We start from the raw sequence: 12,434 nt of genomic DNA, 5'->3' as shown, positions 1-12,434 counted from the left end.
TTAGTCAAAGAAAAAACCTGTAAGTATGAAGGACAAGTTGCCTTATATCACGTCAACCCATTTCATCTCCCTGATCAAAGCTTATCTTCAGGGTAATAAAACAAAGCCTGAAATACTTGCAGAAACTGCAGACCTGCTTCCATCTTCTGTCCATAATGAAGTCAGCCAGCTTCTTACTGCCGCTGCACATAATATGAATGACGCTTTTTATGCGGACATTGTAGATAGTATTCAACATACTTCCGGTACAGTTCCTACACGTAAAGGGCTTGTTCACCATCTTGAAGCCTTGCTCCAGGAAGAGATCACTGTGCAGGAACTGCTGGACTGGGCTACCTGGTACACCATTGAAGAAGATCAGATCAGTGCTGGTATAATGGATGATTTTGCTGTGGAGTATTTCTGCCTCGATTTCCTCCCTGTGTATCACGAACAACTTTCAGAAAGACAATTTCACAGCGCTTTACAACTTTTTAAGCAACAAGCTCAAAATCCGTTAAAGGAGAAGATAGCCTTAACATTACTGATTGAAACAGAACGGCAGCATTTTCTGTATTTCCTGCGGAGCTTTCTCGAACAGCCGCAGTACATTGAAGCGTTGGACTCTTATCTGATGAAGAAGTTTGGTATGGACCACAACAGCTTTCCGTACATGGAAGAGCTGATGAAGATGAGCGGACACCCGGAAAAGATGGAGGATTTGTTGGAGAAAGCGAGGATGTTAGCGGTCTGATAAAATCCAGGGATGGCCTTTTTTATACAGGCTTGGCAGATAACTTACAAACCAATTTGGCAGTTCATTTTCATTAATATTCGGTATTATTACCCCATTTACACATTCTACGATCTGTTTACCAATTCGTTCTGAGGAATCAAGAATAATTAGTTGGTCAAATATCTTGAAATGCTCATTTAGTTTATAGAGATTTCCATAGAAAATTCTTTTCAATTTCATATTCAGGTACCTGATGCCCTCCGTTTTTTGCCCTTGTAAAGACTCTATCTTTGGATACTTCTACAGAGTCTAATCCCATAAAGAGCATACACATAACCTTTATTCTTAAATGTCCTTATTAATTCCCAACTGTTCTCCTCTGTAAAATGGCCTTCATAAACAAAGTCTTCACTATGCTGGATTGCATATTTATACTGCCGCTCAAATTCTTCATAAACATACTCATCCGCCAGGCGGCCTGCTTCTTTCCAGGAACCACCCACTTGCTTACGAAATTCTAATTGCTTAATAGATTTTAGTTTATCACCGTCGAATGGAGGATGTTTCGAAATAACGGCTTCAGGCAACAAACCAGGACCAGTAGAAGATTTACCGGCGCCATTGGATCCGGCAATAATATATAAAGTGGGCACTATACAAATTGAGCGTTAAGTTGGTTTCTGATCAAATCAGCCTGTATAGGCTTCAATATCTCTTCAACTACATAATCATTCAGTTTGCGTGAAATAGTCACAATATCCATCCTTCCATCAGGATATTCCAAATAGTATTTACCCTTAGGTAGATTTTTGTCGTAGATCATAAAAGGTGATCCGCTCTCCAGCGTTTCTTCTCTTAGTTTCTTTACAGCAATCTGAGCTCTTTTTTCTGTTTCGGTTAGTCCCCTCATCACGATTATTTATGATTCAAATTTAATATAAAAACAATGCGAACTATTTTTCCTAACTCACCATCAAACTACACCCTCTCAGCGCCGAATTATCCAGCCGGCCCAGCACCTCAAAGCTGCCTTCGCTGTGTAACCTTCCAATATCTTCCGTAGCAATGAATGCACAGGAATAAACATTCGCAAGATCTACTACATTGATCACACCGGAAGCATTTGATACCGACAACTGAAAAGGGTCATTTTCGTCTCTTACGAGCACCTTCATCCAGGGTGGCGAAGTAAACAATCCTTCTCCTTTGGAGTATGCCTGAGACAGTAATTCCGTCATTCCGTATTCCGCATGGATATGCTTGCAGCCCAGTCTCTCCCTGAGATAGTCATGTACCTGCTGCCGGGTCCATTCCTCCCGGCGTCCCTTCATACCTCCTGTTTCCATGACGATCGTATTTTCCAGTTGCAGGGAATGGTGCTCGGCAAAGTCAAGTAATCCGAAGGTAACGCCTATTAACAGCGTTTTCTGACCGCTGGCTTCCAGTTCCCGGAGGTGGTCGGCGAGTTTGTCATGTTCATAGAGATAGAACCCGCTGGCAGCATGTCCGCTCCTTTTCACCATATCCTGCACCATGTATACCAGGGATGAATGCCGGCGTTCGAGGTAAGAAGGCAATAGCCCCAGTACCACGAAGTCGCTGACAGGGCCATATGTCCGTTCAAATCCGGCCAGGAAACTCCGTTCATAGATAGCGGCTTCCTTTACGAGGTGACGGCTGTTAATGGTCTGGGTCGTACCACTGCTTTCAAAGACCAGTTCCGGCGTGAAGGTACCACAGGTAACGGTATGTGTTTTGAAGAACTGGATGGGCAGGAAGGGGATCTGCTGTAGTGAGCGCACATCGGAAGGACGTCTGTGCAGGGCGTCGGTATAAGCCCGGTAAAGGGCGTTCTCCTGGTACTGGTAACGGAACAGCTCCAGCGCTGCCGCTTCCATATCCTGCTCCTGTAAGGTTGTAAATAACGCTGCCGTAGTGATGCCGCTCATGTCGCTTAGCTTTAAACGCACAAATTTAGGGGTTACGTAACAATCAAACCAGATTTTACGTTATAGCTCTGTGGAATGGTTATCAGGGCGTATTAGCTATAGTTAAAAAAATAATGTAGGTTTGTTATATGAAGAAAATACTCGTTTTATCCCTGTTCGCATTGGCAGTTATATCCGGGTCTGGTTGCGGAAAAGACTCCATAGGCACTAAGCCGATGCTCAGTTTCCTCTCCTACTCATCTGACCCGGTGATACCTGCTAACGGATTGGAAGTACGCTTCCAGGTAAAAGACGGTGACGGAGACATCGAAAACGAATTCTGGTTCTCACCCATGTACGATACTGCGCCAGAGGACACGAACTTTACCTCCCGCAAGATGCCGGACCTGGAAGCGCATAATGGCACTAGTCTGAACGCTGAAGTGCTGCTCCAGCTTGACCCTATCGACTTATCAGGTGGGACTGGCGGTATTGCGAAAGACAGTCTGCATTTTCTGATATATATTGTTGACAATGCCAACAATATCAGCGATACTATATCAACACCCAAAGTTGAAGTTATCTATCAATAAATAGTCTTCAGGGATCAGCAATGAAGAATGCATAACCTGCACGTTCATTCCTGATTCCTGATTATATTTGTTCCATGGACAAATTCCACGAACTCCGGAACAAGATCGCTACGGCCGTACTTGGCGGCGGCGAAGCACGCATCTCCTCCCAACATAAAAAAGGTAAACTTACAGCAAGGGAACGGTTACAGCTCCTGATGGACGAAGGCTCATTCGAAGAGCTGGACATGTTCGTACATAACCGTAACCGTGGTATGACCACCGACCAGGAACAATTTCCCGGCGATGGCGTCGTTACCGGCTATGGCACTATCAACGGCCGTCTGACCTATGTTTTTTCCCAGGATTTTACCGTTTACGGCGGCAGCCTTTCAGAGCCGCATGCCCGTAAGATCTGTAAGATCATGGACCTCGCTATGCAGAATGGTGCACCTGTTATAGGCCTGAACGACAGCGGCGGCGCACGTATACAGGAAGGCGTAGTGAGCCTGGGCGGTTATGCGGATATCTTTTATCGTAATACCCGCGCTTCCGGCGTCATTCCACAGATCTCCGCCATTATGGGGCCCTGTGCCGGTGGTGCAGTATACTCTCCCGCTATTACAGATTTTATCCTGATGGTGGAAGAAACATCCTATATGTTCGTAACAGGGCCTAACGTCGTTAAGACCGTTACCCACGAAGAAGTAACGGCAGAGGAACTGGGTGGAGCACATACCCATGCATCAAAAAGTGGTGTGACACATTTTTCCTGCACCAACGAGGTGGAATGTATCCGTAACATACGGCAGCTGCTTAGCTATGTGCCACAGAACTGTGAGGAAGATGCACCAGTATACCCATACGAACCGGCCGACGAGATCCGCACTGTACTGAACACCATCATACCTGCCAGCTCCAATCAGCCGTACGATATGAAAGACGTGATCAGCGAACTGACGGATGCCGGCAGTTTCTTTGAAGTACATAAAGATTTTGCTGAAAATATCATTGTGGGCTTCGCCCGTATTGCCGGCAGAAGTATTGGTATTGTAGCCAATCAGCCAGCCCACCTGGCCGGGGTACTGGACATACACGCCTCTGTAAAAGGCGCCCGCTTTACCCGTTTCTGCGACGCTTTTAATATCCCGTTGCTGGTATTGGTAGATGTTCCGGGTTTCCTGCCGGGAACCGATCAGGAATGGAACGGCATTATCACCAACGGCGCGAAACTGCTTTTTGCATTAAGTGAAGCCACAGTTCCGAAGATCACCGTTACTACCCGTAAAGCCTACGGTGGTGCTTATTGTGTGATGAATTCCAAACATATAGGAGCTGATCTTAATTTCGCATTTCCGCAGGCAGAAATAGCCGTAATGGGACCAAAAGGTGCGGTAGAGATCATCTATAAAAAGGAAATAGACGCAGCTGCCGATCCGGAAGCCCGTACCAATGAACTGGTGGCGGAATATACAGAGCGCTTCGCAAACCCTTATCTGGCGGCAGAAAAGGGATACATTGACGAAGTGATCGTACCCGACCAGACACGTATAAAACTGATTAAGGGCTACGCAATGCTTGAAAATAAGGTGGTGACACTGCCCAGAAAGAAACATGGGAATATCCCGCTTTAAACTGACAATTAGAAATTAGGAATCGGGAATTAAAGCAATCTTTGGACGCATAATTCCTAATTTCGCATTCCAATTCTTAATTCCTAATTCCTAATTGCCGATTGTTAATGCTTCGCGATCTGTTCAATTTTATCATTTTCTCATCTCTCTTTGTAGCCTGCTGCGCCATACTCATGATATGGCAAACGAATGAGCTGCTGCATGTCGGGAACATTAACGAACCCTATTACTTCTTTGTTTTCTGCTCAACTATCTGCAGCTATAACTTTCACTGGTACCTCACACCGGCAGATTACTCCACTTCTGAACGCATCATGTGGGGCGCCCGCCATAAAACATTGCAACTGGTATTATGTGCACTGGGAGGGCTGGGTGCAGTATATGGTTTCTGGCTATTGCGCGAGCACTGGCTGCCATTAAGTGGCGCCGCCTTTCTAACCTTCCTGTATTCCGCCCCTAAACTCCCACAAAGGGCCTTTGTATGGCTGAGGAAGATCGCCGTTGGGAAAACCCTGTTCCTGACCGCTGTATGGATCTACGTGACCACTCTGTTACCGGTATTCATAGAAAAGCAGCCCTATTCCACTACGATGGTATTCCTGACCTTACACCGCTTCTTCCTGGTATATGCCATTTGTATCCTCTTTGACTACCGCGACCTGGAGTCCGACAAAAAGGAGGGTATCCGCTCACTTATCACGATCCTCAGTGCACCGAATCTCAGAAAATTATATATCACATCGCTGGTACTGGCTACGCTCTTTGCATTTGCATTGTACCCGGCAGATAGTCTGCTGCTGACCGTCATCCTGCTGGCTCCTGTAGCAATAACCGCTTTGCTTACACGATACGCTATCAGCAACCGGTCAGATCACTTCTATTATTTTGTGCTGGATGGCATGGTAATGCTTTCCTCACTACTTCATTTTATTATAGCGGCATTGTCATAGCGAACGCCAGGCTTGCGGTAACCGGCAAACACTTACTTTTGCAGCACAAATTAACTTAACAGCTAACTTAACAGCAATGTCTAAAAAGCAAAAATCCATACTCAGTAAAGAGGCGCTTACTTTCCTGCGTAAATATCTCAATAATCCCTCCCCTACCGGATTTGAGAAGGAAGGACAGAAATTGTGGCTGGAGTATCTGCAGCCATTTATAGATGAGCATTATGTAGATGCGTATGGTTCGGCGGTCGGCATTATCAACCCGAAAGCCCCGTTCAAAGTGGTGATTGAAGCACATGCTGATGAAATATCATGGTTTGTCAATTACGTTTCTCCTGAAGGACTGATATACGTTATCCGCAATGGCGGCTCTGATCAGCAGATCGCACCCTCCAAACGCGTGAATATCCATACTGAGAATGGCATCGTAAAGGCCGTGTTCGGATGGCCGGCCATTCATACCCGCCTGCGTAGCACAGAAGGTAAAGACCCGCAACCTAAAGTGGAGAACATCTTCCTGGATTGTGGCGCCCGTAGCCGCAAGGAAGTAGAAGATCTAGGTATCCATGTTGGTTGTGTGGTGACCTTCGAGGATGGTTTTGAGGAACTGAACTATGATTACTACATCTGCCGTGCCTTCGATAACCGCATCGGTGGATTCATGATAGCAGAGGTAGCCCGCATGCTGAAAGAAAAGAAACAGCAACTGCCTTTCGGCCTGTACATCGTGAATGCCGTACAGGAAGAAGTAGGCCTGCGCGGCGCTGAAATGATCGCTAAGAGAATAAAGCCGGATGTGGCCATCATTACCGATGTAACACACGATACCACTACCCCGATGATCAATAAGAACATCGAAGGTGAGATCCGTTGCGGGAATGGTCCAAGCATCACCTATGGCCCGGCAGTGCACAACATTCTGCGCGATCTGATCATTAAAACAGCCAAAAAGAACGATATCCCTCACCAGCTGCATGCCGTAAGCCGCAGCACCGGTACGGATACCGACGCCTTTGCCTATTCCAATGACGGTACCCCGTCTGCACTGATCAGCATCCCGCTGCGTTATATGCACACGACCGTGGAAATGATCAAAAAAGACGACGTGGAAAACACCATCCACCTCATTTATCAGACACTCCTGAGCATTACACCGAAAACAAACTTTAAATACCTGTAAACCAATTAAAAATCAGGAATTAAGGATTAGGAATAAGTCATAATAGAGCGCTATTCCTAATTCTTAATTCCTAATTTCTAATTCAATTTTAATTTGTAGGTTTGCTCTCAAATTAGATTATTATGCAAGATGTGCAGATCCGTCACGACTGGTCTATTGAAGAAATAAAAGAGATCTATAATACGCCCTTGCTGGAACTGGTTTTCCGTGCTGCTTCCATACACAGACAAACGCAGGATACTGCAGAAGTACAGGTTTGTACCCTGCTCTCCATTAAAACAGGCGGTTGCTCCGAAGATTGTTCTTACTGCCCACAGGCAGCCCGTTATAATACCGATATCAAAGTGCATGGCCTTCTGAAAAAAGAAGACGTGCTGGCATACGCCCAGAAAGCGAAAGAAGCTGGTTCTACCCGTTTCTGTATGGGCGCTGCATGGAGGGAGGTAAGGGATAACCGCGACTTCGACCGTGTACTGGATATGGTAAAGGGCGTAAATGAACTGGGCATGGAGGTTTGTACTACCCTGGGTATGCTGACCGAAGAACAGGCCCAGAAACTGGCGGATGCAGGTTTGCATGCCTACAACCACAATCTGGACACTTCCAACGAATACTACGAGTCCATCATCACTACCCGTACCTACGATGACCGTCTGCGCACACTGGACAACGTCCGCAAAGCAGGTGTAAGCGTTTGTTGCGGTGGTATCATCGGTCTGGGCGAGTCCCACGAAGACCGTATCGGTATGCTGAAGACCTTGAGCAGTATGCCTACCCATCCGGATTCCGTTCCTATCAACGCCCTGACCCGCGTAAAAGGAACCCCGCTGGAAAATATGCCTAAAGTAGCTTTCTGGGATATGGTGCGTATGATCGCTACTACCCGTATCGTAATACCAAAGGCAATGGTACGTCTCAGTGCCGGCCGTGCTGAAATGAGCATCTCCGAGCAGGCTCTCTGCTTTATGGCAGGCGCCAACTCCATCTTTACAGGTGAGAAACTGCTGACCACAGACAATCCTTCCTTCGAAGAAGATCACATGATGTTTGAACTGTTAGGTCTGAAACCCAGAGAGGCTTTCAAAGACCAGCCAGTTGAAACTGCCGTATTGAGCTAATATTAAACTGGAAATAAGAAAAGGCCTGTATCAAAACGTAAGATACAGGCTCTTTTTATTCCGGTACCTGATGGAGTCAGGTAGCCATTTAAGCGATTCTCAGCGCCTATTTTTACTTTTTGAGCAGTAGCGTACTTGAGAATGTTCCTTAACCAGAAAGAAGCCATTCATTAACCGTGAGGCCGTTTTTTATGTAAGCAGCAATTCCTTTACTGTTGGATTGCCCGGCAAACTTTTTACTATCACAATGACTTTACTACCTGCAGGCAGCGCAGTGATCTTATAATGCCAATCAATCCCATTCCGGCCCGAAAATGCACGCCCACTCTCGGTAATTACACCGTCAGTGTCTATCACCCTTACCTCCACTTCTGCTACCCTAAACTCGTTTTGGGCAGTCACTACAACCTCATCGCCTTCCAATCTGATATTTTGGACCTCAGGGCTGCGGTAAGCATCCTTCACCGCTATATTATAAGCATTTTGCCCCGGCCCTGCCAGCGACTGATAATAAGCCTTGATCTGTGGATCTTCCAGCATTATCTGCGCACGCATCGAAGCAATGGTCATCTTATGCCTTGCCTCCAGCTGCTTTTGCGTAGGCTTTTTCTTTGAAGGGCCGCGTTTCTTCGCCATAATGATCTGCCCGTTCCTTTCGTAGATCGTGATCTGTTTGCCGAGGGTGCCCCGCACCAGTTGCATGAGGATATTGTCTTTAACAATGGCCATAAAAAGGTCGTTTTGAGGTTAGTACTACAAGTTTTTTGTATTGTTTCTCTAAGGTACGTATAAGCTTACTAAAATGTCATTAAAAGATCACCTAAAGGTCACTTCAATATCGATTTGGATATATAGATGACCTTTAAATATCCTTTTGGTGACCTTTTAGTAAGCTTATATAATGCCGATAGATAACTTATTCGACCCCTGGTAGAAGGATAATGATAGTGGGGAGCCTATTACCGTGATGCAAGGAAATTGCCGGATTGCCAAAACCATCCGGTTCAGGACCGCGAAGCAAAGGGGGTAATGGATAGAATTTGTCTTGTTGGGACGTGCTGAAATTTATGCTGAACACACAAATCCCCAGGATACAACCTGATCCATAACGTTTATGATCTTCCGTTCGGAACGGAAGATCATAAACGTTATGGATCAGGTTGTATCCTGGATGTATGCCAGGCATACCCAGAGAACTATTGATATTAAAAGATTACAGGAAATAAGCGATGCCTAAAGCATATCCTTTCATGCCTAACCCACAGATACTTCCCACGCAGGCAGGCGCTATCATGCTTTTATGCCTGAACTCTTCCCGGGCATGGATATTACTGATATGGATTTCCAGTACAGGGGTCTTGATAGCGGATATAGCATCGCGCAGCGCCACAGAGGTATGGGTATAACCGCCCGCATTTAACAGGATACCATCAAAAGAAAATCCTATTTCATGCAGATGATTGATCATTTCCCCTTCAATATTGCTCTGAAAATAGGTCAGCTGCACTTCCGGGTACTGCGCCTTCAGTTTTTCGAAATAAGATTCGAAAGACTCATTTCCATAGATACCTGGCTCCCGCTTTCCCAGCAGGTTTAAATTAGGGCCGTTGATGATCGCTATCTGCATATGATTCTGGATATTATTGTGGCTTTAAATGTATTACTTTCGGTCTCCCCAGCGGAATGTGTCCTGCTCTATCCCTGCGAGGTCCAGCACCCTGTCTACCACAGTTGCTGCGACATCTTCCAGTGTTTTAGGCACGCTGTAGAAAGATGGCGTTGCTGGACAGATGATCCCTCCGGCTTCCGTTACCGCCATCATATTTTTGATGTGCATCAGGTTATACGGGGTTTCTCTCACCACACAGATCAGCTTTCTCCTCTCCTTCAGCACTACATCCGCCGCGCGGGTGATCAGGTCATTAGAGATGCCGGTGGCGATACGCCCCAGGGTACCCATGGAACAGGGACAGATGATCATGGTGTCAAACCTGCCGGAACCTGAGGCAAAAGGAGCATGGAAGTCTTGTTGTGTATATGTTTTGAAAGGTAATTGCTTGTAGTCGTCTGTGCCTAACTCTGTTTCCCAAACGGTACGTGCATTGGTGGTCATTACCAGGGCTATCTGGTCTGTCTGTGCGGAAGCCGCCTGCAATTTATTCAGTAATTGCCTGGCATAAATGGAACCGCTGGCACCCGTAACCGCTACAACTATACGATGTTTCATTCGCTCGATTAATAGAGTACAAAGCTAGGGCAAAAAAAATACCGGCCATAGGCCGGTACTAAATTCTTTGGATAAATAGTTTAAATGCTTCCTCAGTTTGATTTGCTCACCAGGTCATCCATCGTGATCCCACTGTGACTTTCATCATAAATGCATTCCCCGTTACGGATCAGCAAAACCTGTGGAGATTCGTGCGGTACATTGAAATCCGCTTCGATCCTGTTAGAAATGTTCCTGAATTTGATCAGGTCCAGATAGTAAAAGGAAATTTCTTGTGGCGCAGCTGCTCTCTCCAGCCGGGACTTCGCAACAGCGCTGATAGAACAACGCGTGCTGTGTTTGAAAATTACTACCGGCTTCGTTACCGACGCCTCCCTGATCTCTGTTAACTGATTCTCTGTAGTAAGTGGTATCCAGTTCATTAACAATCCTTCGCTTTTATCTCTTGTGTTGCTTTACCGATTTTCATTGGACAACCTAATTTATTCTGTGATGCACAAGAGGTTAGGAAAGCAGCAAAGATAAAGAAAAGACAGGCCCCGGCCAAAACTTTCAGATAAGATGATTGCATAAAGGGATGTTTATTTGAATAATGAAATTTCATAGGGAATGGTGATATCACTTTTTTAATCGCCAATTTTTGACGTTACTTTGCAAATATAAAATTTATATTAAAGATTTTAGATATAATATCGCTCCTTTTTCCCTGAGACAACATAAATATAACGATAAAACGCAGGCAACTGGTTTAAAATTATATGGCAAAAGTACATTTTATTGCTGTAGGCGGCAGTGTGATGCATCAGCTAGCTATCGCACTGAAAATCAAAGGTTACCAGGTAACCGGCAGTGACGACGAGATCTATGAACCAGCTCTGGGCAACCTGCGGCAGGCAGGTATTGCTCCGGCCACTATGGGCTGGGACGATAGCCGTATTACGGCAGACCTCGACGCGGTTATTCTGGGTATGCATGCCCGTGGGGATAATCCTGAATTGATCAAAGCGAAAGAACTCGGTCTTAAGATCTACTCCTTCCCTGAATACATTTACCAGGAAAGTCAGCAGAAAAAGAGGGTCGTTGTAGGCGGCAGCCACGGTAAAACGACCACTACCGCTATGATCATGCACGTATTGCAGCAGTCAGGACAGGCTTTTGACTACCTCGTAGGCGCACGTCTTGCCGGTTTCGCACAGTCGGTCAATATTACCGACGCTCCTGTGATCGTTTGTGAAGGGGATGAATACCCTGCGTCTGTCATTGAAAAAAGACCTAAGTTCCATTTCCTGCATCCGCATATAGCGGTTCTCACCGGTATTGCCTGGGACCATATTAACGTGTTCCCGACCTTTGAGAACTACCTGGAACAATTTGCCATCTTCCTCCGTACCATGAAGGCGGGCAATATCCTCATCTACAACAACACTGACCCGGAACTGGTTAAACTGGTTAAGACCGAAGGTCTGCACCTGAAACTGGTCCCTTACGATATACCACAACACCAGATTTCCAATGGCACTACAACCGTAACATTCGGTGGTCAGCAGTCTGTATTGGAAGTATTCGGCGATCATAACCTGCTGAATATGCACGCAGCCCGCCTGGTTTGTAATGAACTCGGTATCAGCGATGAAACCTTCCTGAAAGCCATCGCCACTTTTAAAGGCGCGGCCAAAAGACTGGAACTGGTCGGTAAAAATGACCACTGTGCTGTTTATCGCGACTTCGCCCATGCACCTTCCAAAGTAATGGCCACCATCAATGCCCTGCAGTCACAATACCCGCAGCGCAGACTGATAGCCGTACTGGAACTACATACCTACAGCAGCCTCAATGCTGACTTTATGGTACAGTACCAGGGTGTGATGGACAAAGCTGATGTGCCTGTGGTATTCTACAGCAAACATGCACTGGAAATCAAACGTATGCCTGACCTGGCCCCCGACCTGGTGGCACAGGGCTTTGGCCGGAATGATCTTCAGATATTCACCAACAGGGAGCACCTGCAGGCATTCCTCGACAAACAGGACTACAGCAATGCTAACCTGCTCATGATGAGTTCGGGTGATTATGAAGGATTGGACGTAAATTCGCTGAAAAAGTATCTATAAAA

General features: G+C 46.1%; 14 protein-coding genes. 7 read left to right on the top strand and 7 right to left on the bottom strand.

Annotated elements, in window-relative coordinates; translation table 11 throughout:
- Positions 1-25: 25 nt before the first annotated feature.
- Positions 26-733 carry a hypothetical protein gene (locus C7475_RS21065; RefSeq protein WP_110055360.1) on the top strand — a complete coding sequence of 236 codons (708 nt, stop codon included), beginning with the start codon at positions 26-28 and terminating at the stop codon, positions 731-733.
- Positions 734-999: 266 nt separating this feature from the next.
- Here C7475_RS21065 and C7475_RS21055 read toward each other — a convergent pair whose 3' ends face one another.
- From C7475_RS21055 to C7475_RS21045, 3 genes are read right to left on the bottom strand one after another with little or no spacing between them, the layout of a single operon-like run.
- Positions 1,000-1,368 (bottom strand): zeta toxin family protein, encoded by a 369-nt coding sequence (locus tag C7475_RS21055; RefSeq protein ID WP_158286568.1) that lies wholly within the window; start codon positions 1,366-1,368, stop codon positions 1,000-1,002.
- A complete protein-coding gene (locus tag C7475_RS21050) occupies positions 1,368-1,625 on the bottom strand; it encodes a hypothetical protein (RefSeq protein WP_110055357.1) in 258 nt (85 codons plus the stop codon). The genes C7475_RS21055 and C7475_RS21050 overlap by 1 nt, the downstream gene beginning before the upstream one ends.
- Positions 1,626-1,677: 52 nt before the next feature.
- Positions 1,678-2,685 carry an acyl transferase gene (locus C7475_RS21045; RefSeq protein ID WP_233259913.1) on the bottom strand — a complete coding sequence of 336 codons (1,008 nt, stop codon included), beginning with the start codon at positions 2,683-2,685 and terminating at the stop codon, positions 1,678-1,680.
- Between the two features lie 107 nt (positions 2,686-2,792).
- On the opposite strand from C7475_RS21045, the gene C7475_RS21040 reads away from it, so the two are divergent.
- The 5 genes from C7475_RS21040 to bioB all read left to right on the top strand — a co-directional run bounded on the left by C7475_RS21040 (position 2,793) and on the right by bioB (position 8,094).
- Positions 2,793-3,236: a hypothetical protein gene (locus C7475_RS21040; protein WP_110055355.1), complete on the top strand. Its 444-nt coding sequence runs from the start codon at positions 2,793-2,795 to the stop codon at positions 3,234-3,236.
- A gap of 74 nt (positions 3,237-3,310) precedes the next feature.
- Positions 3,311-4,849, top strand: a complete 1,539-nt coding sequence (locus C7475_RS21035; RefSeq protein ID WP_110055354.1) for an acyl-CoA carboxylase subunit beta — start codon at positions 3,311-3,313, stop codon at positions 4,847-4,849.
- Positions 4,850-4,956: 107 nt separating this feature from the next.
- Positions 4,957-5,799, top strand: coding sequence for a UbiA family prenyltransferase (locus tag C7475_RS21030; protein ID WP_110055353.1), 843 nt, complete (start codon positions 4,957-4,959; stop codon positions 5,797-5,799).
- A 76-nt stretch (positions 5,800-5,875) separates the two neighbouring features.
- Positions 5,876-6,976 (top strand): M42 family metallopeptidase, encoded by a 1,101-nt coding sequence (locus C7475_RS21025; RefSeq protein ID WP_110055352.1) that lies wholly within the window; start codon positions 5,876-5,878, stop codon positions 6,974-6,976.
- A gap of 122 nt (positions 6,977-7,098) precedes the next feature.
- Complete coding sequence (bioB, locus tag C7475_RS21020; protein WP_110055351.1) at positions 7,099-8,094, top strand: biotin synthase BioB; 996 nt, start codon at positions 7,099-7,101, stop codon at positions 8,092-8,094.
- A gap of 189 nt (positions 8,095-8,283) precedes the next feature.
- Here the strand turns inward: bioB and C7475_RS21015 are convergent, their stop codons facing one another.
- From C7475_RS21015 to ytxJ, 4 genes are all read right to left on the bottom strand, one after another.
- Positions 8,284-8,823, bottom strand: coding sequence for a hypothetical protein (locus C7475_RS21015; protein ID WP_110055350.1), 540 nt, complete (start codon positions 8,821-8,823; stop codon positions 8,284-8,286).
- A gap of 484 nt (positions 8,824-9,307) precedes the next feature.
- The gene (gene aroQ, locus C7475_RS21010; protein WP_110055349.1) at positions 9,308-9,721 is read right to left on the bottom strand and encodes a type II 3-dehydroquinate dehydratase; all 414 of its coding nucleotides are present in this window, start codon (positions 9,719-9,721) and stop codon (positions 9,308-9,310) included.
- A gap of 33 nt (positions 9,722-9,754) precedes the next feature.
- Positions 9,755-10,321, bottom strand: a complete 567-nt coding sequence (locus tag C7475_RS21005) for a UbiX family flavin prenyltransferase (RefSeq protein WP_110055348.1) — start codon at positions 10,319-10,321, stop codon at positions 9,755-9,757.
- A gap of 92 nt (positions 10,322-10,413) precedes the next feature.
- Positions 10,414-10,743, bottom strand: coding sequence for a bacillithiol system redox-active protein YtxJ (gene ytxJ, locus C7475_RS21000; protein WP_110055347.1), 330 nt, complete (start codon positions 10,741-10,743; stop codon positions 10,414-10,416).
- Between the two features lie 336 nt (positions 10,744-11,079).
- Between ytxJ and murC the strand changes: the two genes are divergently transcribed.
- Positions 11,080-12,432: a UDP-N-acetylmuramate--L-alanine ligase gene (gene murC, locus C7475_RS20990; protein WP_110055345.1), complete on the top strand. Its 1,353-nt coding sequence runs from the start codon at positions 11,080-11,082 to the stop codon at positions 12,430-12,432.
- Positions 12,433-12,434: the final 2 nt, after the last annotated feature.

The organism is Chitinophaga sp. S165 (assembly GCF_003182155.1).
Taxonomy (GTDB): Bacteria; Bacteroidota; Bacteroidia; order Chitinophagales; family Chitinophagaceae; genus Chitinophaga.
This window is presented reverse-complemented; position numbering and strand designations above follow the sequence as displayed.